We start from the raw sequence: 22,590 nt of genomic DNA on the forward strand, positions 1-22,590 counted from the left end.
ATTGAATGGCAGGAAGCTAGAGATAAATCCAATGATGTAGAGACTTGCTGTACGGTGTTGACATTAGTTCCTCCAACCATTTTAAACCGTATTTGTTCAAATAGGCAAACACATTGTACACTCTTTCCTGGTATTTATCATGCGGATGCAGGGACATCTTCATCTTGTCCCACTGCCGAAGTGCCGCCGTATGCCTGGATTGATCGGCATCCTGCGCCTTTTGACTGAGGAATTCGATCTGTTCTTGTATTTTTTGCAAATTGGTCTGGCCCAGCTTGTATATGCCCGGATGAATCTCTTGCAGCATCTCTACAAGCGGCGCATACATCTCCTGGAACTGTTTCTTGGCGTCTGTGAAGCGTTCCTCCACCTGCAAGGAATCCTGCTCTCTCAACCATGCTTCCCGCTTGTCAGCAAATCGCTCCACAATATCCGCCGCTTCCAACCCGTATTTGCGCAAGTGTTTCTGAACCGTCCCTTCCACCAGGGTGAATTCCTGACGCGGGATCAGCAGGGGCATGCGCATATCCTGAAGATGAAAGGCCGGCTTTAACATCCCCCAGTACGCGATCTCCGCAGGACCGAGCACCGCCCCGAGAACAGGCAGCAAAAACTCCTGCATCAGCGGTCTGGTAAACACATTGTTGCTCAGCTTCTGCGGCGACTGTCTGGCGATGTCTTCCAGTTCGGTGCGGGAAAGCTGAAAGGTGTGCTTGCGATCCGTGAAGACCTCTCCTTCTGCAAACAACAGCTTGCGACCGTTCTCGTGCTGGTAGAACAAATGAGCCGCATGGGCCTCCGGTTCAGCTTGCAAGGCAAATCCTTCGGATTGCAGCCGCGCAGCTTGCTGCATCAGCGCTTCGCTCAGCGGTTGCTGCTGCTGGACTAGCGAAACGAACATGTCGCTTTCCAGCTCGCGCAGCTGTGGATCTGCTGCATCCATTAGTACAAGTCCGTAATCCTGGAATAACCAGGCGAGAATACGGGAGAACGCCTCGCTGAGATCGCTGGACGAGGCATGAATATGTCGAAGGCGCGCCATGATGTCCGGCTTGAATTCTGTATCAAGCAGAGCCCCATCTAGCTGTTCCAGTACTTGATCCCAGTGCGCCTGTGGAATCGGTATGTCGCTCACGCTCTGTCCGGAAGACAATTCTCTGTCCAGCGCAATACGGACCGTTTCACCGGATGGTGACAAGATTTCCGTCACATGCACCTCTTCAAAATCGTGGTCTTCGCCTGCCACCCAAAACACAGGAACAACCTTGCGATCCAGCCGTTTCTCTGCTTCCCTCGCGGTATGGATAATCGTCAGTGCTTTATAAATGACCATCATGGGGCCAGTCAATAGTCCGGCTTGCTGACCGCCGATCACAACCAGGGTCTGCGGGTCTTGCAAGGCCTCAATCTGCTTCATAGCCAGATCAGATTGCGCAATACGGGTATTATAGGCTCGCAATACCTCTACCAGCTGACGCCGGTCTGCGCGCAGGTGTACAGCCTGATCGAGCCAGTCTGCCCGTGCTTTCCAGTCTTCTTCCTGCTGCGGCATATAATCATACCATTGCCGCATAGGTGTTGCTTCATCCATATATTGTTGCAGCCACGTCTGCAGCGGACGCGGATATGCCGTGCACTCCATGAGAAGCCTCCTCAGTCGCCAATCACTTATTTTTAGTTAGTATCTCTTCCTAGATCCGATTGTACACGTCTCCAGGCAGCTAGTCAAAGGACGGGCCTACCTCCATGCACGCAAACAGGCATGAAAGGAACGCTCCCTTCATGCCTGGTATGGATATGCGTGTTCGATTGTGCGTTTGTATCTGTTGCCTGCTTGGCGGACAGATCAGGTAGAGCTGACTTCTCCTGCATAATGACAGGCAGCATAATGGCCCGGGTTGATTTCTCGCAGAGCAGGCGTTTCCTCAGCACATTTCTCTGTCGCAAATGGACAGCGTGTACGGAAGTGACAGCCGCTTGGCGGGTTGATCGGAGACGGCAGGTCTCCAGTGAGAACTACTTTCTCCTGCTTGTTCGCTACATCAGGCACCGGAATGGCTGACATCAAAGCCTGGGTATACGGATGCAAAGGCTGCGCATACAGCGCTTCACTCTCTGCCAGTTCCACCATTTTCCCCAAATACATGACCGCTACCCGATCACTAATATGCTTGACCATCGCCAGGTCATGGGCAATGAACAAATAGGTCAGGCCCAGCTTCTTCTGCAAATCGCGCAGCAGATTGACAACCTGCGCCTGAATGGAAACATCCAGCGCAGAAATCGGCTCATCGCAAATGATGAACTTGGGATTAACGGCAAGCGCACGGGCAATCCCGATCCGCTGGCGCTGCCCCCCGGAGAATTCATGCGGATACCGGTTTGCGTGGTCCTCATTCAGACCTACCAGCTCCAGCAGCTCCTTGATGCGCGCTTTCCGTTCCTGTTTACTCTTCACCAGTTCATGAATGTCCAGCGCCTCACCGATGATGTCACTGACGGTCATTCTCGGATTGAGGGAAGCATAAGGGTCCTGGAAGATCATCTGAACATCCCGGCGCTTCTCCTTCAGCTTCTTCGGAGACAGCTTGAACAAGTCGGCACCTTCGAATTTCATTTCTCCACTTGTCGGCTCATACAGCTTAAGCATCGTACGCCCTACAGTGGACTTTCCACATCCCGACTCTCCCACCATGCCGAGCGTTTCACCTTTGTCAATGTGGAAGCTGACATCATCGACCGCCTTTAGCGTCTGATGATTGCCCACGTGAAAGTGCTTCTTCAAATGATTGACTTCAACTAATCGCTCTGTCATGAGGATTTCACCTCCTGCGCCATTGGATCAAGCAGCCAGCACCTTGCTTTCTGCGTGTCACTCGTTTCATAGAATGTTGGATCAATGGCCTTGCAGACCTTCATGGCCTCCGGACAGCGATCTGCAAATGCACAGCCCACCGGGGGCTTGATCAGATCCGGCGGCGTACCGAAGATCGGAATCAAGTCTTCATCCTTGGGCTGATCAAGACGCGGTACGGAACGAAGCAGACCCCGTGTATATGGATGCTTTGGACGGGTAAAGATTTCTTCGATCGTTCCCTCTTCCACCACTTTACCAGCATACATGACGACAACACGGTCACACAGCTCCGCCACGACACCGAGATCATGCGTAATCATAATAATCGACGTATCCAGCGTCTGCTGCAAATCCTTCATCAAGCGCAAAATCTGTGCCTGAATCGTCACATCAAGCGCCGTCGTCGGCTCATCGGCAATCAGCAGGGATGGATTGCAGGCTAGCGCAATGGCAATCATCGCCCGTTGTCTCATCCCGCCCGAGAATTCATGCGGGTATTGCCCCAGCCGCTTGTCAGGATTCGGAATCCCTACGAGCTTCAGCATTTCGATGGCTCGCAGATCCGCTTCCTTCTGAGACATGCCCTGGTGCTTGATCAGGCTCTCTGTAATTTGCTTGCCTATGGTTAACGTTGGATTCAAAGAAGTCATCGGGTCCTGAAAAATCATCCCAATCTCTTTTCCTCTTACTTTTTGCATCTCTTTTTCTGAATAGCGCAGCAGATTCTGTCCATTGAACAAAATCTCTCCACCCTTGAATACCGCTGGAGGAGACGGGATCAATTTCATGATGCTTTGGGCCGTCACGCTTTTTCCGCAGCCGGATTCACCTACGATACCGACCGCTTCCCCCTTCTTCACATGAAAGCTCACGTCACGTACCGCTTGCACTTCACCGTCCCGCACCTGGAAGGATACCTGCAGATCATTAACTTCTAACAGACGTTCCAATTCGTCCACCTCCTATTTTTTCAGTTTCGGATCAAAGGCATCTCTCAGCCCATCTCCTAATATATTAAAGGCCAACATGGTCAAGCTGATAAAGAAGGCCGGGAAGAACAATCTCCAAGGGAACAACGTCCATCCCTTGATCGCATCGTTAATCATGGTACCCCACGATGCAGCAGGTGATTGTACCCCAAGACCAAGGAAGCTCAGGAAAGCTTCAGCGAAGATTGCTGAAGGCACCGTAAGCGTCAGCGTAACAATGATTGGTCCCATCGCGTTCGGAATCAAATGTCTGAACAATACACGGCTTGTGCTGGCACCGAGTGAACGGGAAGCAAGCACATACTCCTGATTTTTCAGCTGCATAATCTGACCCCTGACGATCCAGGACATGTTAATCCATCCCGTAATCGACAAGGCCAGTACGACCGTATACAGACTGGGTTCCATGACGACGAGCAGCAAGATGACGACGAGCAAATACGGTATGGCGTACAGAACTTCTGCAAACCGGTTCATAAATTCATCCAGTCTTCCGCCATAATAGCCCATGATCCCGCCGTAGATCACCCCGATAATCAAATCAATCAGGGCCGCAAAGATACCGACTCTGAGTGAGATCGATGCGCCCATCCACGTACGGGCAAACATGTCTCGTCCCAGTTCATCTGTGCCAAACCAGTGTTCCCAGGAAGGAGGCTGGTTGGTCATGTCCAGGTTGTTCGTCCGGTAATCATGCGGAGAAATGATCGGTCCAATGACAGCCATGACAATCAGGAATACGAGAATCCAGAAACTGAACATGGCAGCTTTGTTCGATTTAACACGTTCATACGCATCACGAAGCGCCGATACACTTTCACGCTTAATCGCTTCTTCCGGCACGTTATTTTCCAGCTTTTGAAAATCACTTGGCTGCAGATTTTGTTTATCCACTGTCATGGTTTAACCCTCCTTCCCTTTTGAAAGCTTAATACGAGGATCAACGATGCCATACGCCACATCTGTCAGGAATCTGGCGATCATCAGAATGATACCGTAGAAGATTGTCAGTCCCATGATTAGGGTATAGTCCCGATTGCTTACACTTTCCACGAAGTGTTTGCCCAAGCCGGGAATCCCGAAAATCTTCTCGATAATCACCGAACCCGTAATGACGTTGACTGTCATTGGACCCAGATACGTGACGACAGGCAGCACCGCATTTTTCAGTGCATGACGCACCATGATCACTTTTTGGGCCAGTCCCTTGGATCGTGCCGTCTTGATATAATCGGACTGCAATACTTCGATCATGCTGGAACGGGTCAGCCTTGCAATAAAGGCGATAGGCAGAGCAGACAGCGCCAATACCGGCATCACGTAGTCAAACGGGTTGCTTAGACCCGAGACATTGAATAGCTGGATTTTCACACCCAGGAAATATTGCAGCATATATGCCAGTACAAAGCTCGGGATCGACACACCCAGCACCGCGATCACCATCGTAAAGCTGTCCAAGAATTTGCGATGGTTCAACGCTGCAATGACACCGAGGAACAGGCCGACGATGACGGAAACCACTACCGCTACCAGCCCGAGTCTCATCGAATAACCGAATGAATCTTCAATAATACCACTCACGGTTTGGTATTTCTTTTTCATGGAGACGCCAAGATCAAATTCAATGAACACATTTTTCATGTAAATGCCGTACTGCTCCAACAGCGATTTATCCAAACCGTATTGGGCCATTAAATTTTCTTTAATCTTTTCCGGAACTGCCTTTTCGGACAGAAACGGGTCGCCTGGTATCGCCTTCATCAAAAAGAAGGTTGCTGTAGCAAGCACAAGCAGCGATACCAGCATGAACACAAATTTGCGACCTATAAACCTTAGCATACTCAACACCTCCTGCACGAATATCAATCTTCATTCATCTATCTATAAACATGATCCCTTCTTCAGGCATGTCTATATTCAAATTTTATGTGTGGTTGATCACAATTCGTCTTGGTAAATTTCGATTTATGGAACAGAAAAAGCGGGATATATATGGGAATCACATATATCCCGCTCTTCCATATCACTCCATGCTATCCCTATTACTCTTTTTCAATATAGCCACGGTTGAAATCAATGTTTCCTGCATAGTCGATGAAGACACCTTTTACATATTTCTTTTGTGCCCAGATGCCGGTGTAATAGTAGATCGGCATAATGGAGGAGGTTTCCTCGATGAGGATTTCTTCTGCACGCGCCATTGCTTCCATGCGTGCTGCGTTATCGTCTGTTGCGTATGCTTCTTTCACTAGCTGGTCATACTCTGGGTTGCTAAATCCGATATCGTTGTTTCCGCTTGATGTTGTCCACATGTCAATGAAGCTCATCGGATCATTGTAGTCTGCTCCCCAACCGGAACGAGCAATCTGATAATTCAGGTTTGTACGGTTTTCGAGGAAAACACCCCACTCCTGATTTTCCAGTTGGACTTCAACGCCCAGATTTTGTCTCCACATATCCACGATCGCCTCAGCAAGCTTCTTGTGACCTTCGCTTGTGTTGTACGTCAGAGTGATCGCAGGGAGTGTGGCATAACCCTCTTCTTTCATCCCTTGCTCGAGAAGCTGTTTCGCTTCGTCATAATTTTCCTGGAAGTAGTCGTCACTGTATTCGGTACGGAACTCTTCCTTTTCCCCTTTGATACCAGGAGGAACAAAACCAAATGCAGGCTGCTGGTCTCCAAGCGTTACTTTGTCAACCAACTTTTGACGGTCTACGGACATCATAAACGCCCGACGAATGTTTTCGTTTTGGAACGGCTCTGCTTTGGAGTTGAAAATATAGTAATAGGTTGTCGCAATCCCTTTAATCTGCAAGTTTGCTTCTTCATCCTTTTTCAGGCTCGGAATCTGCTCTTGCGGAATGGCACTTGGACGACCTGCCCAATCCAATTGTCCCGTTTGGTACATATTCAATTCGGTGCTTTCTTCGCCCACCATCGTCATGTGAACTTCTTCGAATTGAATGTCATCTGCTTCGCGATAATCCGGGTTTTTCTTCAAGATGATTTTGTCGCCTTTTTTCCATTCATCCATCAGAAACGGTCCGTTTGTAACCATTGTTTCAGCATCTGCTGCCCAGTTTTCAGTGGCAGATACATGCTTTTCATTGAGTGGGAAATAAGTAAAGAATCCGACGAGGCTTTCAAAATAAGGAGTTGGTGCATTCAATTCCACGACAAGGGTTTTGTCGTCCTTGGCTGTAACTCCTACCTCTGAAGGGTCCGTAATTTCACCTTCATTATATTGTTGCGCATTTTTTAGGTAATACAATTGATAGGCGTATACAGAGGCAACCGCTGGATCAAGGGCGCGCTTCCACGCAAACTCAAAATCTCCTGCGGTGACTTCGTCTCCGTTGCTCCACTTGACGCCATCACGAAGGGTGAAGGTATAGGTTTTACCGTCTTCGGAAACTTCCCAATCTTCAGCTACGGCTGGAACAGGCTCTCCGTCTTCGTTCATCCGCACCAATCCTTCATAAATGCCGTTGATGACGGTAAAGGAAGTGCTATCCTGTGCAATACCCGGGTCCAGCGCAGGCGGTTCAGAACTCAAGTTCAATCTGAAAATCTGCTCATCTCCGGAAGCATTGTCCGTCCCGCAGCCTGCGAGTACTGCTCCCATTGCCAATACGACAGCCAACACAATCAAGACGCTTTTGTTGATCCCCTTTTTCATTCATTTTCCTCCTCTTATCATGTACTCCAAGCGATCCTTACAATTCCTTAACTTTTGACCACTTGTTAATAAATATATAACCTATGTACAAAAACTTCAAGTAACATTTTATGACACCCTTTCTTTCCCTCTTGTCTTCCGAAGTTGTCTCATTCCAAACGGGTTGAATCCAGAGTAAAGAGCAACAGGTCCCACGCCGTATCCCTTGTAAGCACGGCTTGTTTGTTGAAGTTTTCATTATTATACATACGATTTTGAACGTCACCTATGACATAGATCACACTAATAAATTCGGCCTCTATGCTTGTTTTTATACAAAAAAACACACCCTGCTTTAGGATGTGTTTACCCCGTTTATGTATCGATCAATCAAAACGCTTACAAATGCATCACAAATCCGATCGGAACAAATATGAGATACAGGACGGTCAGCATCACGAAACTCAGTCGCCACACCGCTCTCATCACCCGCGCCATATTGACCTGTCCCTTCAGTCTGGCCTGTGCGCCGCCCAGCAAGCCAATGGCTACGATCAGCATAAATAGCAGCAAGTAGATGCCCCCGATGGCCTGCGGTTTCAGAACGAGGTCAATTAGGACCGCTACAATAATATAGAGAAAAAAGGTCGTCACATCCATCCCCATTTTGATGGCCGTCTTCTTGTTGCGTGTGACCCTGTAATTCCAATAGTACGCCAATATAAATGGAATGAACGGAAAAATTGTCAGCAACCCGATTAGATTGAAGAATACACCCATACGCAACCCGCCTTTATGTCCAATTGAATACGGATCAAGACGTCATATAGACAGCTTCCAGCGCCAAAACGAGTTCAAAGAGCTGCTCATTTTTCTCCAGTCGCAACTGGTGCCGTCCGGCTGTATCCAGCACATATCCCGTGATCCATCTCAGCTCCGTTGGCCGATGATGCATCACATCCTGAAGCATGGAGGACTGGTTGTCCGCAGTTGAGCGGCACACCTGCACAATGTCTTCCCACTCCGGCATACCTGCTGTTACGTCTTCACAAGCTGCTGCCCTTCGGATCTCCTCCAGAAGCTGTTGCATGATTCCCTCCAGATGTGTGTTTCCCAGCAGTTGACCGTTCCGAATTCTGAACAGGGCCGTTAGAGGGTTGATCAAGGCATTGATCGCAAGCTTGCGCCACATTTCCGTTTTCATGTTTTTCGACATTTGTACCACGAATCCTGCTTTTTCCATACAAGAAATCACCGTATTCAACATACCTGGATCAACTGGATCGCCGTCTTCTTTCAACGATAGTGATCCCACACGGGTGACGCCCCTGCCGGTATGCCTCACCTGATTGGAACCGGTCTTCAGCGCAGCCTCTGTCGTGATGGCCGGCCATACCTGCTGAAACACCACTTGCAACGATTCAATATGCCCCATGCCATTTTGAAAGCAAATCAGGGGTACTTCTGGTTCAATCCGCTCCCGAATCGCTTGAATCAGTTCATGGCGTATCGCCGTTTGTTTCACACAGAGCAGTACAGCAGCCGGTCTGGCTGGCTGGCCGCTAAACGGTAATTCGGTATGTAAGACGGATACGCCCGGATACACGGTGTCTACCTTGTGATCCTCTTCGATACAGATCCCCGCAGTCTGAATGTGCTCCGCCTGTTCTCGCGTACGGCACCATACCGTCGTCCGCGAGCCTGTTTGCTGAAGCTTGGCAGCCAGCAGCATCCCGATAGCCCCGGCACCGATTACCCATATGTCATCACTCGTGTTCGGGTTCATCTCGCATCCCCCTGATTTTGATGTATGCCTATTATACAGGAACCTGTCCTTCCAAAGGAAATGAAATCCAAAGAAAAAAACCTCCAATTCTTCTCATAGAAATGAAGGTTTCCATTTTGGTTCATCAGTCTATTCGTTCCAGATTCCCGTTGGCATCCATTTTAAATCTTGGCTTGTGCTCCTCTTCATCCTGTGCCAGGAAGGCAAGCTTGCGTGCACGATCCATAATCTGGATCAGCGCTTTGTAATCGTCATTGACCACCTGATAGTCTGAACGAACTTCGCTAAACTGCTTTTTCAGCTGTTCATTCTCTGTCGTTAATTCTCTCAGACGTTCATCTTTTTCCTTTAATTCTTTTTCGAGCTGTTTATACTGTTTGGAAGAAGCCTGATAGGTTCCCTTGAACTGCTTCAAAAAGCGAATCACCGCATCCATGGACAGGGACTCCTCCTGAATCATCTCTGACTGAGAAGACGAATACGCCGATTCTCCCAGCATGGTCCGTTCGTGGTCTTCCTGCTGGGCATGCTCGTGCGCATATGGGGACGGCTGAGCCGTTGTGTAGGCAGCAGGTACGGTCTGCAAGCCTGTCAATGAAGAGGAAGATTTTTTTTGCTTGTTTCGTTTTTGACGCTGTGCCTTGGCAATTTGAATCGCTGCCTCGTATTTCTTCCTTACACAGCTATTCCACCGAAAGCCACAAGCTGCGGCTGTCCTTCCGATTCTCTCACCCACCTCTTCAAAGGCAGCCAGCTGAGTTCCCCCTTCTCGAATATGACGAAGTGTTACTTCTGCTAATATCAGATCATCATCTGGTGTCCATGCGTCTTGTCTTACAGCTGTCATCTTAAGAATACCCTCCTATTTCTATGAAAGAGATTTCAGTTTCCCTCATTAGGCTCCTGTAAATACTCTATGCCTGGCACAGATTTCATAGAATCTATTTCTTGTACTATTTTGTATTTCCAAAATCATGGAGGCTCATACATCGTGAAGCTAGAAATCAAGACAAGCAGACACCGTGACAACTCCCTTGAATATGGGGAGCCAGACCACCTGCAAAAAAGTTTCGATTTCTGTCACGCTTCACCGTTTACACTCCTGTACCCAAAAGGTATAATGGATCATAAAGTACACTTGTAGAACATCGACGAGGGGGGGTCTCAGGATGGGACGTATGTACCGTGTGCTCGGATTTTGGACGCTTGTGATTGGTCTCATGGCATTGGCAGGCCACATGACTGAAATGGCACTGCTGTTCTTCTTCCAGACAGCCGCTTTTGTCTTGTTGGGATACATGAATTTGTCCGAGCGAGCGTATATTCTCATTTTCTGGGGTTACTTAATCATTTGTTTCTTCGGATTTTCTTATTACACCTTTATCGAAATGCCAGCAAAGCTGTAGGCTTGAAAAAGTTGACGGAACTCACCGTCAACTTTTTTTCATATTCAGGAGCTGGCTGGTTGCCTGATCGCGGTCAACACCTTAAACAATTCGCTCATCTGATCGCTCCATAGCAACTGTCTGATCGCTCTGTTCCGTTTCGCATCAGGGTGGAAGGGGTCGGTATGCTGATGCTCGCTCAGTTGCTCCAGCAACCCGTTCTCTACCAGATAGGCTTTCTGTGTCTGGAGCTCAGCGGTTTGAAATCCGGCATGGTTGAGCACATCCAGGCAGCTTGAGAAATTCACGTGCGCCGTCATGTCACAGGTCCCCGGATATCGATACGGATCATCAAAGGCAACGTGATCCTTGTAGCACATGAACGTGCCATTCATTCTGTGTTCACTGTACAGTTCTTCTGCTACATCCCCGTAATCAATGAGTAGGACCATCCCGTTTGCCAGCGGCTTCACCAGTTCATCGAGTGCCTTCAGACCGTCGAGATGGACTTCGAGTTGCTGACCAGGGGCGGGGATGATTCCCCGATCGATTACCGCATGCTGAAGATAGCCATGCAGTTCCTCCCTGGACAGGGGCATTCTGGCCTCCTCCCAGCTTTCGTCCTCCCGCTGTCTGACGTGGATTTCTTTCCATCCATCCTGCTCATACACCACACGATGAACCGGAAACGCATCCAGACATTCATTCGCATATAGAATACGAAACCTGCCCGGGTCCTGCTCGGCTTCCTTTGTCCACGCTGATGCTGTCATCCAACTTGTCTTGTTCAGGTGAGCCTGAAGGGCATTTTGCTGCACCTTGCGATGATGAGGACTGTACTCGATCGAAACAAAGCGAGTACGTGCGTACAGCGCCGGATCTTGTAGCTGGAGATCGTCCAGCATATCTGCTGCCAGCTTGCCTTCCCCGCCTCCCCATTCCACCAGTTCAATCTGGACATCGCCATCCGCATATTGATCTATCATTCGCCGCATATGAGCGAGCATGCAGCCGGCCATCAGATTGCCAAGGGATACACTCGTATAAAAATCTCCTGTCTTGCCCAGTTTCTGCTGCGGTTTCATATAGTAACCGAACTCGGGATGATACAGACAGGTCTGCATATAATCCCGGAACGGGATGAACTCACCATGAGAATACATCGTCATATAGGATAACCTCCTCTTTCCACTTTTTTCAGTCACCCAAAATCGCTATAATATAATTCATAATCTGATGAGAAGGAGTTCTGCAATGTGATGCAAAAGAAATTTAAATTCCCACTGTTTATGATCGCTGCCATCCTCCTGGTGATGGTCGCAGCCTGCAACCAGCAAGACGACAAAATCAAGGAAGAAGTCATGGAAGCCCTCGAAGCTTATGAAGCGTCTTCTCATCAACAGTTTGACGGTGAACTTCGCTCTTCGGTCCAAGCCGACCTGCAAACACCGTCTGCCCTCTCCTCCCTCCTTCCATTTCTGAAGGATGCGAACATGCAGCTGGAAGGCAAACGGACCGATGATCCCCTCCAACTGGAAGCGACCGTATCCATGCAGCTAGGAGACCTGGGTTTGGAGATGCCAGTTCAGGTCAAAGAGCAAAAGGTATATTTCCAGCTCCCGATGCTCGGTCAATCGGATATGAATTACTCGCTCGATCTCGATCCGGACGTCTCTGCGCAGGCCCTGCAAATGGATGATATTCTGGCCGAACTCCTGCAGACCCTGTTCACAGAAATAGACGCCAAGCATTTCGAAGTATTAACACAGGAGCAGGAAAACGATCAGGAGCTTGCAGACCGTACGATTGCACTGGTGCTGGAAGAAGAAGACAAACTGGCATTGATGCTCGATATGAATGAGGCCCTGCCGGGGCTGCTGGATGTGCTTGTGAACAAGCAATGGATAACGGAGCAGCAGTCGGAACAATGGCAGTCCTACCTCACACAAGAGTCCAGCATTCAATACTTGCGGGACATCACCTTCAATGAACCCGGTCATCTCGCTGTCACCCTGAATGAACAAAAAAACATTTCAGGCTTCCATCTGAAGCTTGACGTAACCGATCATCGTGATCAAGTCCAGCAATTCGAACTGGATTACAGCGTTGACAACCTGGATCAGGCTCCCTCTTTTGACCAGTCCGTCCCGGAAGATGCGCTACGATTCGAAGATATTCTTCGCCTGTTGTCATCCGAATCCAGTGAGTCTACCCAGGAATAAGGAAACACTGCTTCAGCTGTCGCATTTGACGATGCGGCAGTTTTTTTGTCCGGATACCGAATCACTTGCCCACATAATCCCTGGATTCTATCATAAAATGAGGGAGATAAAAAAACAACGCAAGGAAATAGGCCTGTGTTAAGCTAGGAGAAAGAGAGAGCGGGGGAAAATCATGAAACGAAAGTCATCCTTCTATCGCATCATCAAACTTTACCTTTGTCTATTTCTGGCATGTCTGTATGGTCCGTTTCACACATCGTACCCCGAACCGGTACTGGCCCTGGAAGAACCGTCGACAGAAGAATTCAGACAGCTGCTTCAAAAGGGGCTGTCACTCTATGAGATTGAGCGTGAACTGAGCCGGTTGCAGGACAAGGAGCATTACGTATCCAGCCAGATCGAACTGCTGACTTTGCAACTGGAGAAAGAAGCCCGGCAAGTCGATTTGCTTCGGGAACAGGCCGGTGACATTTTACGCTCTTATTACATGGGCGACCGCGAGAGCCTGATGCTGCTCATGTTCAGTGCAGAGAGCCTGTCGGACTTTCTTGCTGTCTATGATATGACCCAGACGATCATGGAACTGGATAATCGAAAGCTGAAGCAGTACAATTCCTCATACACCCGCATGCTGGAACAGAAAAACACGCTTGTTCAAACCCGGGAAGAACTGCGGGAGCTTCGTCTTGCCTTTGTACAGCAGCGCAATGAACATACGGCACTACAAGCGGAACTGGACCGAGAGCTTGCCTCCCATGATCAGGCTGAGCAAATTCAGGCTCATCTGAACCAATTGAGCGAGGGTTGGGAAGAAAAAGGACTTCCGCTGTTCGAAGCTTATTTCCAGTCACTGGCCAAACATATGAGAGATTTGCCGCAAGCCGTCGCATCTGATCAGCAAGTGAAGCGAAAGGGTTCCACCCTGCACCTGACCATTACCGATCAAACTCTCAATCAGTTTCTAAGGAGCAAGGATGATCTCTTCACGAACATGACCTTTCAGTTCGAGGATGGGCACCTGGTGGCACGGGGAGAGAGTGACGGGATTGCCATTTCTATGAAGGGAACCTACACGCTCGTGGAAGAAGAACAGCCGTATATCGCTTTTGACATCGTTGAACTTAAATACAATTACTACCTGCTGCCAGACACGACCGCAGCTGATCTGGAAGATCGCTTTGACCTCTCTTTCTACCCGCATCTCATTACCGATGCCGTCGAAGTGGAAGCGGTACAGATGGAGGATGGAAAACTGGATATCCAACTGAACGTTTCACTAAAGGACTTTCTCTTTTAATATACCCTTGCATCATTTCGCAATCAGGAGCTGACGGGTGAGCGGGATCATCTCCTCCATGTCCTGACCCGTCTCGTAGACCTTCATCCAGCGGGCATTGAATTCACGCATGAGCACGTCCCATTTCGGCTTGCCATAGTAAGGTCTGGCCTGTTGCATGCTGTCCTGAACCACCTTCATCATGCCCTGATTTCCTGCCTGTTCAAAAAATCCGTAAGGGGAAGCGGCCGCAGGAAATCCTTCCCCGATCGACATCAGCTCAATTTGGAGCCTTGGCTCCATCATGGCTCTTATCCACGCTTGTGCTTCATCCTTGGCCTCTGAATAGGCGGATACGACCATGCTTTTTCCACGGACGAGCCCGGCATAATCTTGATATGCGGGAAAAGCCACGACACCAATACGCTCTTCCTGATGCCTGACGTACTCCGTCGCTGGCACCAGCATCATGGCAATCCTGCCACTTTTCAGCTCTGTCCAGGGGTTCCAGTCGGTACGAGGCACGGGGAAGATCTCTTGCCAATCCTTGCGATCCGTGCTGTCACTCTCCGTCTCACTGTTGTTCGGACTGAGCAGTGCAGACATCGTGAGCAAACCTGCCTCACTTTGTTCAGCCTTCGACACTTCAAACACGGAAGCCAGCGAGAGAATCGCATTCGCATCTTGCGGATTGACATACAGACCGAGGTTGTTGTCACCCATTGCATAACGCTCGTGATGAAGTTGCAAAATACCCTTTAAGGAAGCCAGGTCCTGCTCGCTTCTTCCCGCTTCCTGCATGATGCCTTTGTGATAGACCAGCACATAAGGATCTACAAGGAAAGGGACCCCCCACGTATAGCCATTCCAGCGAAACGGATTGATGATGGCAGGCCAGTACTCCTCATTTCGCTTCAAAATGGAATCCAGCTCTGTATTGGTCAACATTCCGCTGGCTGCTACATGGACTACCTGTTCATGCGGAAGCATAAATACATCATATTCATGACTTGCGTAGATGCCGTCCATCTCGATGGGCGTATCCACACGCAGCAAATTCACGGTCACATGAGGATTTCGTTGTTCAAAATCACGGGAAACAGACTGAATGAGGGTAAAAGCTTCTTCAGACACCGCGCACTGTATATGTAATTGCACCTGCTCGTGCCTGCCTTCCACATTTGCCTGCAAGTCAAATGGCTGCGACTGATTGTCCGTCTGTTCAATCAAGGGAGTGAACGGACCTTTCATGATGGAAGGAGTCAGCGCCATTATAATCAGTACAGCAATTAAGGCCATCATTCTTAATTTCCGATACATGAATGCTCCTCCATGCCTAGTTTCCTTCATCATAACAAATTTAATATGCCTGCACATCCTATATTTACATTCTTCTTGTGATAGAATGTACGTAACCCTATCCCCTGATTGAAAGGATGCTGTGTATGAAATCATGGACCAAAGAAATTGTCATTGACGCTCCTATCGAAGTCGTGTGGGCCTTGTTTGACGGTTCCACAGAAAACATGCAGAAAATTATGCCCCAGGTTGTAGACAATGAACCGATCAAGGTGACCGAGGAAAAGGTCGGGTCCATCTATCTTCAGACCTATCAGGAAGGGAAAAGAAAAGAGCAGTATGAAGTGGAAACGCTCATATATGTCAATCACCCCGATCACAAGCACATGAAGGTTGGCTTTACATTGGCCAATCTCTTTGACATCACAGCAGAATATGAGTGCTGGAAACAGGGAGAACATCAAACCTTGCTTCGCTATACGGCCACGAACCGCCCGTTAAAGTGGTTTGTCAGGCTGTTTCTGATTTTTGCCCGTGAAAAAGTGGTCATCGATTTTATTCAGCGAGTGAAGATCGTGGCAGAACAGGAAGCCGTACATACGTCCACCCCACCTGCCAATTGAGCGAGCAGACAGGCTTGAGTTGAAACTGTGGGTAGACGTAAACAGAGACCCGGCCATTTGCACCGGGTCTCTGTTTGCGTGAAAAAGATAATCGATCAAGCTGCTCCACTACAGCAAATCGGTTGCCAGCTGAGCAAGGGCCGAACGCTCTCCTCGATGCAGCGTGACATGACCACTGATCGACTGTTCCTTGAACCGCTCAACCACATAGGTCAATCCGTTGCTCTCCGCATCCAGATACGGATGATCAATTTGCTCCGGGTCCCCCATCAGCACTATCTTGCTTCCTTCACCCACACGGGAAATAATCGTCTTCACCTCATGTTTGGACAAGTTCTGCGCTTCATCAATAATAATAAATTGACTCGGAATCGAGCGCCCTCGAATATAGGTAAGCGCCTCGACCTGTATACTGCCAAGCCCGGCCAAAATTTTGTCGATATCCCCGGCCTTTTTCGTATCGAACAGAAATTCCAGATTATCATAGACAGGCTGCATCCAGGGTCTTAACTTCTCTTCCTTCTCCCCAGGCAAATAGCCGATGTCCTTGCCTACGGGCACGACAGGTCTGCCAATCAGCAGCTTCTTATAGCGGTGCTCATCTTCTACCTTCATCAGCCCGGCTGCCAGGGCCAGCAGCGTCTTCCCGGTTCCAGCGCGACCTGTGAGCGTCACGAGCGGAATGTCATCATTGAGAAGAAGCTCCAGCGCCATGCGCTGCTGGGTGTTGCGGGCTCCAATGCCCCATATCGGATCATTGCTCAAATGCAGCGGCTCCAGACTGAGTCCGTCTCGGCTTACTTTCAGCAAGGCGGATTTGGATGTCCCCAGCTCATCCTTCAAAATCACAAATTCATGCGGATTCAATCGATATTCAATATTTAATTTCTTGAGCTGAAGCTCGCGAAAGGAGTAAAATTCATCAATAATCGCCGGATGTACTGTCAGCTTGTTGTATCCGGTATAAAAATCGGACATAGGTGCCACATGATCGGACAGGTAATCCTGGGCTCGCAAGCCGAGTACGTCTGCCTTAATCCGCACCAGCGTATCCTTCGTGACGAGGATGACAGGTCTTGGCGTGTCCATTTCCTTTTGCTCAAGATGATAGTTGAGCGCGACGGCAAGAATCCGATTGTCGTTGGTCGATTCGCCAAACGTTTCCTGGAGACGCCTGAAGCTTTTATGATTGAGCTCAACCTTGAGCGTTCCGCCATTCTCCAGATTCACCCCGTCATGGAGTCTGCCCTCCTGATCGCGCAGACTGTCCAGCAACCGCGATACATACCGGGCATTGCGTCCGATTTCATCCGCGTTTCTTTTCTTGGAATCAATCTCTTCCAGCACGATGGCCGGGATGATCACTTCATTGTCATCGAATGAGAAAATGGCATTTGGGTCCTGCAACAGTACATTCGTATCTAATACATAGATTTTTTTCATCCTGTACGCCTCCCAGTTCCTCACATAATATTCACTAGGTTGGACACAATACCCTTAATCGATTTCAAGAATTGGAAAGGATGATCGTCTGATGCGTTATGTGATTTGCCTGCTGATATTGTTTATGATGCTACTGGGATGTGCCAACAACAACAACCAAGCCTCGCCTCCTTCTCAGAATAATCATGAAGTGCGGGTGAAGCAGACGATTCCACCCAAGCAAGAGATTACAGATGATGAGAAGGTATCCACGCGACTGGAGAAGCTCGCTATGCAAGTTCCTGATGTAGAAGGAGCACGCTGCGTCGTGATGGGCAACACCGCGATTGTCGGCATTGATGTAGACAGCAGCCTTGACCGCTCGCGCATTGGAACCATTAAGTATTCGGTTGCAGAAGCGCTGCGCAAGGACCCTCATGGCGCCCATGCGATGGTGACCGCAGATATTGACCTGAACGCCCGCTTGCGTGAAATACGACAGGAAATTGCAAACGGTCGACCTTTCTCCGGGTTCGCTGAAGAGATGGCAGACATTGTAGGACGCATGATGCCGCAGCTACCCAAAGATGTACGGGTGACACCTCATCAGGAGGATCAGCGAAAGGAAGACCAGCAGAAACTGGATCAATCCCACATGTAAAGGGATTGGAGAAAAGGATCAGACAAGCTATGCAGGTACGTAAAAAGCCTAGTTGAACACAACTAGGCTTTTTTCATGGCGGTGAAAACCTGATGATCCAGTTTTTCAGCCGCACGTTGATCATATGTTTTTTCATATTCAGGCTCAGCGCTGATACGAGCGCCGTAAAACATGCCGTCTCTTACCGTCTCTACTGACAGATCAAAGCAGGCCAGCTTGAACGGTACGTCTTCCAGAGATTCGGCTACCTGATTCACTTTTCCGCTGATGATATGCACAGAGCCTTCCGCAAAACCTGTCATCGTGGCGACCGCATTTTGCTGTAAATTCCCGACGAGACGGGAACGCTGGTCAAGGGCAAAACGAATCGTGCGGGCATCCATGGCATGGGCCCAGGAAATGGCATTGCTTGTTGGCAATCCACTCTCTGCATCGATCGTATGCAGCAGCACCACTTTCTCACGCTGTAGCTCAGTAAGCAACGCATCATGCAGCACAGTTGCTGGATCAGACATACAACAAGTCCTCCTCAATGATTGCTGGGTATGATTCGTACTCAGTATACCATAGGGTGTAGATCGTTTCCAGAACCATGCAGGACCGTCTATTCGGCTGGCGACGTTTCGGTTGGCGTTGGAGTGGTCTCACCATTCAACTGTTGTTTCAGTTTTGCTTTCGCCTGTTCCACATCGGCTTCATCCAAATAAATAAACGGACTGCGCCATGATCCTTCCAGCGGTATATACTCTATGTTATTGCTGGTCAATCCGACGTATGTCTTGATAAAGCTTTTAATTTGCTCGGATGGCATATCTGTTGTGACATTGTCTCCGACCGCATTCATCAGCTTGTCGACCACCAGCGTCGTAGAGAACGACTTCGCTTCGTTCAGCATCTCTGACAACACCTGCTGCTGACGCTGATTGCGTTCGAAGTCACTGGATGGTGCCGTACCGCGATTGGACTTGCGGTATCGAACAAAGTCCAATGCCTCTTTCCCGTTGAGCTCCTGCTGACCCTGCTTTAGGTCGATGTTGGTGCCATCTGCGTTGTCAACATATTTCATATCCTGATCGACATAGACATTTACGCCACCGAGTGCGTCAATCATGTCCTCAAATGCTTTGAAATTGATCATGACCGCATAATCCGGTTTGATATCGAAGAAATCGCCAAATATCGTCTTGACTTCACCGAATTCTCCTTCCCCATAGCCGTTGACTTTCGCAATGGAGTAGAACTGGTTGGCTTTCCGTGCCTCCCGATAACCGGCGGGATGCACGTACGTGTCCCTCGGAAGCGAAACCAGCGTTCCGGTTTTCTTTTCCGGGTTCAAGGTCAGCATCATGATCACATCGGTATTCATCAAGCCAAGATTTTCCCGGCTATCCAGCCCCAGGAGCAGGATGGTCAGAGGCTTGACATCTGCCTTTTCTTCCTCAGGCACTTCAATTCCGTTGTTGGCAATCGACATTTTGTCGATATTTTTCATTCCAACCTGGTACAGATAAATCCCGTAGGCCGTACCTGAAAGAACCAGTACGAGGACAAGCGCAATCAGACTGCGCTTGATCCAGGCAGATTTTCTTGATTTTCTCGCAATGCTGCTTCCCTCTTTGCGCGAAGGAAGCGGTGTGTTTCCATCATTCATGGTTTATGCACCTTCTTCTTTTACTGCAAACCGATACGATTCGTCATTGTGCATATTTCGGATTGGCTTCGATTTCGGAGAGAAGCTGGTATACGGCTTCACGCTCAAACATCTGAAGCTTGCTCTTTCCTTCTTTAACATACTGGACATGAACAAAAGTATCGTCTACATTCGTGATTTCCACCTGGGACAACTGGTGATCTTCTGTGAGGATTTCCATGAAAAACTGCTCGGTTTTGCGCGCAGCCTCATCGTCTGGCCTGGCCTCCACGACACATTGGATCTGCATCCAGTTGAACAACGCATCCTGAAAACGCATTTGCACACCCCCTCAGGTGATTAAGATATCATTCGCAGCCTTTACTTGTTTTGTTTCCGATTCTGCCAGTCCATAACAAAATACCGAATTCGCAGTGTAAGCATCAGGGCAATGGCAATCGACAGGCTATATACAATCGGAAGAGAGGAATCCACTTCGAATATGAGCAGTACAAAGGCACCGATGGCCAGCAGCACATACACGACGAGATCCTTCAGGAGCGGAAGCTTCCGTGCTCTGAACACTTTATTGTAGATATACGTCATGCAGATAAAGATAACAATAAACGTGATCCAGTTCGGCATCGCGATGCCAAAGAGCGGATCGGTCTCCGTCATAAAGGCACCAAAATCAAATGGCGGAATCTCGATTTCTTCATTGTTTGTGGTTCCCGCAAAGGTTATATATGTTGGGTGATTCAACTTCTTCCCTCCCTGCTGGCATAATCTCTATCTGCCTACTCCGACTTCAATGCCATTTTACGATGTTTTTCCGCTCTTTCGCGCTCGCTCTTGTTCAAAAGCTTCTTGCGCAGACGGATGGATACCGGCGTAATCTCGCAATATTCGTCATCATTCAGATATTCCAGTGCCTGCTCCAGGGAAAGAGAACGAGGGGTCTTCATCTTGACCGTATCATCCTTGGTGGCGGAGCGAACATTCGTCAGGTGTTTCTCCTTGCATATATTGACGACAATGTCGTTATCACGGTTGTGTTCCCCGACAATCATTCCTTCGTAAACTTCTGTACCCGGCTCCAGGAACAGGATGCCGCGATCTTCTACAGACAAGATGCCATACAGGGTTGCTTTACCCGTTTCAGTCGAAACCAGGACACCCTGATGTCTGCCTCCTACGTCTGCGCCAATATACGGGGCATATTTTTCAAATGCATGGTTCATAATGCCGTAGCCGCGGGTGAGCGTCAAAAACTCAGTCCGATAGCCGATCAAGCCGCGTGCAGGAATAAGGAATTCCAGTCGAACCTGACCATTCCCGTTATTGGTCATATTGACCATCTCTGCCTTGCGCGGACCGAGACTTTCCATAACGGAACCGGTGCTCTCTTCCGGCACATCGATCAGCAGGCGCTCCATCGGCTCCATTTTCTTGCCATCGATCTCGCGAATGATGACTTCCGGCTTGGATACCTGTAGCTCATAGCCTTCACGGCGCATATTCTCAATCAGAATACCAAGATGAAGCTCTCCACGACCTGCGACGAGATAAGCATCCGGGCTGTCGGTCTCCGTCACCTTCAAGCTCACATCTGTCTCGGTTTCCTTGAACAGACGCTCTTGAAGCTTGCGTGAGGTAACAAACTTTCCTTCTTTTCCTGCAAACGGACTATTGTTGACCACAAAGGTCATTTGCAAAGTCGGTTCATCTATTTTCAGCAAAGGCAACGCCTCTGGCTGATCCGGATCGGCGATCGTTTCCCCGATATTAATGTCTCTAATACCGGCGATAGCCACGATATCCCCAGCGGTTGCTTCTTCAATCTCAATCCGTTTGAGACCCTGGAATCCGAACAGCTTCTCGATTCTCGCTGAACGGGTTTGTCCACTGCGCGTCATCAGTGCGATCGTCTGTCCGCGCTTGACCTTTCCTCGATTGACTCTTCCAACCGCAATTCGGCCCAAATAATCGTTGTAATCCAGCAACGTCACCTGGAACTGCAACGGCTCCTCACTGTTGTCAATCGGAGACGGGATATGTGAGATGATCGTTTCAAACAGGCTCTCCATGCTTTCTTCCTGCTGCTCGGCATCCAGACTGGCGGTACCTTGCAAGGCAGAAGCGTATACAACCGGGAAATCCAGCTGCTCATCGGAGGCATCCAGTTCCATAAACAGCTCCAGTACCTCATCCACTACTTCAGCAGGACGAGCGTTTGGACGATCAATCTTGTTCAATACAACGACAGGGGTGAGGTTTTGCTCCAAAGCTTTGCGCAGGACGAATTTCGTCTGCGGCATACAGCCTTCGAAAGCATCGACCAGCAACAGAACGCCATCCACCATTTTCATAATTCGCTCTACTTCTCCACCAAAATCAGCATGGCCCGGGGTATCCACGATGTTGATGAGGGTTTCCTTGTAGGCAATGGCGGTGTTTTTCGCCAGGATGGTAATGCCACGCTCGCGCTCCAGATCATTCGAGTCCATGACTCTTTCCTGTACCGCCTCGTTTTCGCGGAATGTACCGGATTGCTGCAGCAACTTGTCCACCAGCGTGGTTTTGCCATGGTCAACGTGAGCAATAATGGCAATATTGCGAATGGCTTCTCTTTTATTCATTCTGAAAAATTCCTTTCCGAATCGTGATTTCTATTTATTTTATCATGTGGCAGACGTCGCATTTACCCACATGTTCATGCTGTGCGCTATGCTGACATGAAAATAGCGCCGGTTTGAGCCGACGCTTCCTCCGTTGTCATTA

The 22,590-nt window shown here is 49.0% G+C and carries 22 protein-coding genes; 5 read left to right on the forward strand and 17 right to left on the reverse strand.

Annotated elements, in window-relative coordinates; genetic code table 11:
• Nucleotides 1-16 precede the first annotated feature (16 nt).
• The 9 genes from bshC to ACFSUC_RS12245 all read right to left on the reverse strand — a co-directional run bounded on the left by bshC (nt 17) and on the right by ACFSUC_RS12245 (nt 10,138).
• Entirely contained in the window at nt 17-1,642 is a 1,626-nt protein-coding gene (bshC, locus tag ACFSUC_RS12205) for a bacillithiol biosynthesis cysteine-adding enzyme BshC (RefSeq protein ID WP_379929885.1), read from the reverse strand.
• Nucleotides 1,643-1,846: 204 nt separating this feature from the next.
• The gene (locus ACFSUC_RS12210) at nt 1,847-2,815 is read right to left on the reverse strand and encodes an ABC transporter ATP-binding protein (protein ID WP_379929886.1); all 969 of its coding nucleotides are present in this window, start codon (nt 2,813-2,815) and stop codon (nt 1,847-1,849) included.
• Entirely contained in the window at nt 2,812-3,807 is a 996-nt protein-coding gene (locus tag ACFSUC_RS12215) for an ABC transporter ATP-binding protein (protein WP_379929888.1), read from the reverse strand. Before ACFSUC_RS12215 ends, ACFSUC_RS12210 begins: the two co-directional genes overlap by 4 nt.
• 12 nt (nt 3,808-3,819) lie before the next feature.
• Complete coding sequence (locus ACFSUC_RS12220) at nt 3,820-4,746, reverse strand: ABC transporter permease (RefSeq protein ID WP_379929889.1); 927 nt, start codon at nt 4,744-4,746, stop codon at nt 3,820-3,822.
• 3 nt (nt 4,747-4,749) lie between these two features.
• Nucleotides 4,750-5,685, reverse strand: coding sequence for an ABC transporter permease (locus ACFSUC_RS12225; protein WP_379929890.1), 936 nt, complete (start codon nt 5,683-5,685; stop codon nt 4,750-4,752).
• A gap of 203 nt (nt 5,686-5,888) precedes the next feature.
• Nucleotides 5,889-7,526, reverse strand: coding sequence for a peptide ABC transporter substrate-binding protein (locus ACFSUC_RS12230; RefSeq protein WP_379929891.1), 1,638 nt, complete (start codon nt 7,524-7,526; stop codon nt 5,889-5,891).
• A 378-nt stretch (nt 7,527-7,904) separates the two neighbouring features.
• Nucleotides 7,905-8,285 (reverse strand): DUF3397 family protein, encoded by a 381-nt coding sequence (locus tag ACFSUC_RS12235; protein ID WP_379929892.1) that lies wholly within the window; start codon nt 8,283-8,285, stop codon nt 7,905-7,907.
• A gap of 34 nt (nt 8,286-8,319) precedes the next feature.
• A complete protein-coding gene (locus ACFSUC_RS12240) occupies nt 8,320-9,291 on the reverse strand; it encodes a ketopantoate reductase family protein (RefSeq protein WP_379929893.1) in 972 nt (323 codons plus the stop codon).
• 124 nt (nt 9,292-9,415) lie between these two features.
• Nucleotides 9,416-10,138, reverse strand: a complete 723-nt coding sequence (locus tag ACFSUC_RS12245) for an RsfA family transcriptional regulator (protein WP_379929894.1) — start codon at nt 10,136-10,138, stop codon at nt 9,416-9,418.
• A gap of 322 nt (nt 10,139-10,460) precedes the next feature.
• Between ACFSUC_RS12245 and ACFSUC_RS12250 the strand changes: the two genes are divergently transcribed.
• Nucleotides 10,461-10,697, forward strand: coding sequence for a DUF2626 domain-containing protein (locus ACFSUC_RS12250; RefSeq protein ID WP_379929895.1), 237 nt, complete (start codon nt 10,461-10,463; stop codon nt 10,695-10,697).
• 44 nt (nt 10,698-10,741) lie between these two features.
• On the opposite strand, the gene ACFSUC_RS12255 is transcribed toward ACFSUC_RS12250, so the two are convergent.
• Nucleotides 10,742-11,845: a class I SAM-dependent methyltransferase gene (locus ACFSUC_RS12255; RefSeq protein ID WP_379929896.1), complete on the reverse strand. Its 1,104-nt coding sequence runs from the start codon at nt 11,843-11,845 to the stop codon at nt 10,742-10,744.
• Nucleotides 11,846-11,935: 90 nt separating this feature from the next.
• On the opposite strand from ACFSUC_RS12255, the gene ACFSUC_RS12260 reads away from it, so the two are divergent.
• Nucleotides 11,936-12,898: a hypothetical protein gene (locus tag ACFSUC_RS12260; protein WP_379929897.1), complete on the forward strand. Its 963-nt coding sequence runs from the start codon at nt 11,936-11,938 to the stop codon at nt 12,896-12,898.
• Between the two features lie 172 nt (nt 12,899-13,070).
• Nucleotides 13,071-14,195 carry a coiled-coil domain-containing protein gene (locus ACFSUC_RS12265; protein ID WP_379929898.1) on the forward strand — a complete coding sequence of 375 codons (1,125 nt, stop codon included), beginning with the start codon at nt 13,071-13,073 and terminating at the stop codon, nt 14,193-14,195.
• 12 nt (nt 14,196-14,207) lie between these two features.
• Here the strand turns inward: ACFSUC_RS12265 and ACFSUC_RS12270 are convergent, their stop codons facing one another.
• Nucleotides 14,208-15,494: an extracellular solute-binding protein gene (locus ACFSUC_RS12270; protein WP_379929899.1), complete on the reverse strand. Its 1,287-nt coding sequence runs from the start codon at nt 15,492-15,494 to the stop codon at nt 14,208-14,210.
• Nucleotides 15,495-15,619: 125 nt separating this feature from the next.
• On the opposite strand from ACFSUC_RS12270, the gene ACFSUC_RS12275 reads away from it, so the two are divergent.
• The gene (locus ACFSUC_RS12275) at nt 15,620-16,096 is read left to right on the forward strand and encodes an SRPBCC family protein (RefSeq protein WP_379929901.1); all 477 of its coding nucleotides are present in this window, start codon (nt 15,620-15,622) and stop codon (nt 16,094-16,096) included.
• 108 nt (nt 16,097-16,204) lie between these two features.
• Here ACFSUC_RS12275 and ACFSUC_RS12280 read toward each other — a convergent pair whose 3' ends face one another.
• Nucleotides 16,205-17,539: a PhoH family protein gene (locus ACFSUC_RS12280; protein WP_379929902.1), complete on the reverse strand. Its 1,335-nt coding sequence runs from the start codon at nt 17,537-17,539 to the stop codon at nt 16,205-16,207.
• Nucleotides 17,540-17,630: 91 nt separating this feature from the next.
• On the opposite strand from ACFSUC_RS12280, the gene ACFSUC_RS12285 reads away from it, so the two are divergent.
• Nucleotides 17,631-18,179 (forward strand): YhcN/YlaJ family sporulation lipoprotein, encoded by a 549-nt coding sequence (locus ACFSUC_RS12285; RefSeq protein ID WP_379929903.1) that lies wholly within the window; start codon nt 17,631-17,633, stop codon nt 18,177-18,179.
• A 62-nt stretch (nt 18,180-18,241) separates the two neighbouring features.
• Here the strand turns inward: ACFSUC_RS12285 and ACFSUC_RS12290 are convergent, their stop codons facing one another.
• The 5 genes from ACFSUC_RS12290 to typA form a co-directional block, all read right to left on the reverse strand.
• Complete coding sequence (locus tag ACFSUC_RS12290) at nt 18,242-18,694, reverse strand: pyridoxamine 5'-phosphate oxidase family protein (RefSeq protein ID WP_379929904.1); 453 nt, start codon at nt 18,692-18,694, stop codon at nt 18,242-18,244.
• Nucleotides 18,695-18,783: 89 nt separating this feature from the next.
• Nucleotides 18,784-19,830 (reverse strand): LCP family protein, encoded by a 1,047-nt coding sequence (locus ACFSUC_RS12295; protein ID WP_379929906.1) that lies wholly within the window; start codon nt 19,828-19,830, stop codon nt 18,784-18,786.
• 43 nt (nt 19,831-19,873) lie between these two features.
• Nucleotides 19,874-20,149, reverse strand: coding sequence for a hypothetical protein (locus ACFSUC_RS12300; RefSeq protein ID WP_379929907.1), 276 nt, complete (start codon nt 20,147-20,149; stop codon nt 19,874-19,876).
• A gap of 41 nt (nt 20,150-20,190) precedes the next feature.
• Nucleotides 20,191-20,571: a YlaH-like family protein gene (locus ACFSUC_RS12305; RefSeq protein ID WP_379929908.1), complete on the reverse strand. Its 381-nt coding sequence runs from the start codon at nt 20,569-20,571 to the stop codon at nt 20,191-20,193.
• Nucleotides 20,572-20,606: 35 nt separating this feature from the next.
• On the reverse strand, nt 20,607-22,448 hold the full coding sequence (gene typA / locus ACFSUC_RS12310) for a translational GTPase TypA (protein ID WP_379929910.1): 1,842 nt from the start codon (nt 22,446-22,448) through the stop codon (nt 20,607-20,609).
• Between the last annotated feature and the right edge of the window lie 142 nt (nt 22,449-22,590).

The organism is Marinicrinis sediminis (assembly GCF_042685085.1).
GTDB lineage: Bacteria > Bacillota > Bacilli > Paenibacillales > KCTC-33676 > Marinicrinis > Marinicrinis sediminis.

Excerpts from the sequence above, each read along its gene's own strand:
- ACFSUC_RS12280 (WP_379929902.1), bottom strand. The coding sequence starts at position 17,539 with ATGAAAAAAATCTATGTATTAGATACGAATGTACTGTTGCAGGACCCA.
- ACFSUC_RS12235 (WP_379929892.1), bottom strand. The coding sequence starts at position 8,285 with ATGGGTGTATTCTTCAATCTAATCGGGTTGCTGACAATTTTTCCGTTC.
- ACFSUC_RS12295 (WP_379929906.1), bottom strand. The coding sequence starts at position 19,830 with ATGAATGATGGAAACACACCGCTTCCTTCGCGCAAAGAGGGAAGCAGC.
- ACFSUC_RS12300 (WP_379929907.1), bottom strand. The coding sequence starts at position 20,149 with ATGCGTTTTCAGGATGCGTTGTTCAACTGGATGCAGATCCAATGTGTC.
- typA (WP_379929910.1), bottom strand. The coding sequence starts at position 22,448 with ATGAATAAAAGAGAAGCCATTCGCAATATTGCCATTATTGCTCACGTT.
- ACFSUC_RS12250 (WP_379929895.1), top strand. The coding sequence starts at position 10,461 with ATGGGACGTATGTACCGTGTGCTCGGATTTTGGACGCTTGTGATTGGT.
- ACFSUC_RS12270 (WP_379929899.1), bottom strand. The coding sequence starts at position 15,494 with ATGTATCGGAAATTAAGAATGATGGCCTTAATTGCTGTACTGATTATA.
- ACFSUC_RS12285 (WP_379929903.1), top strand. The coding sequence starts at position 17,631 with ATGCGTTATGTGATTTGCCTGCTGATATTGTTTATGATGCTACTGGGA.
- ACFSUC_RS12225 (WP_379929890.1), bottom strand. The coding sequence starts at position 5,685 with ATGCTAAGGTTTATAGGTCGCAAATTTGTGTTCATGCTGGTATCGCTG.
- ACFSUC_RS12275 (WP_379929901.1), top strand. The coding sequence starts at position 15,620 with ATGAAATCATGGACCAAAGAAATTGTCATTGACGCTCCTATCGAAGTC.
- ACFSUC_RS12255 (WP_379929896.1), bottom strand. The coding sequence starts at position 11,845 with ATGACGATGTATTCTCATGGTGAGTTCATCCCGTTCCGGGATTATATG.
- ACFSUC_RS12260 (WP_379929897.1), top strand. The coding sequence starts at position 11,936 with ATGCAAAAGAAATTTAAATTCCCACTGTTTATGATCGCTGCCATCCTC.
- ACFSUC_RS12230 (WP_379929891.1), bottom strand. The coding sequence starts at position 7,526 with ATGAAAAAGGGGATCAACAAAAGCGTCTTGATTGTGTTGGCTGTCGTA.
- bshC (WP_379929885.1), bottom strand. The coding sequence starts at position 1,642 with ATGGAGTGCACGGCATATCCGCGTCCGCTGCAGACGTGGCTGCAACAA.
- ACFSUC_RS12240 (WP_379929893.1), bottom strand. The coding sequence starts at position 9,291 with ATGAACCCGAACACGAGTGATGACATATGGGTAATCGGTGCCGGGGCT.
- ACFSUC_RS12245 (WP_379929894.1), bottom strand. The coding sequence starts at position 10,138 with ATGACAGCTGTAAGACAAGACGCATGGACACCAGATGATGATCTGATA.
- ACFSUC_RS12210 (WP_379929886.1), bottom strand. The coding sequence starts at position 2,815 with ATGACAGAGCGATTAGTTGAAGTCAATCATTTGAAGAAGCACTTTCAC.
- ACFSUC_RS12265 (WP_379929898.1), top strand. The coding sequence starts at position 13,071 with ATGAAACGAAAGTCATCCTTCTATCGCATCATCAAACTTTACCTTTGT.
- ACFSUC_RS12220 (WP_379929889.1), bottom strand. The coding sequence starts at position 4,746 with ATGACAGTGGATAAACAAAATCTGCAGCCAAGTGATTTTCAAAAGCTG.
- ACFSUC_RS12290 (WP_379929904.1), bottom strand. The coding sequence starts at position 18,694 with ATGTCTGATCCAGCAACTGTGCTGCATGATGCGTTGCTTACTGAGCTA.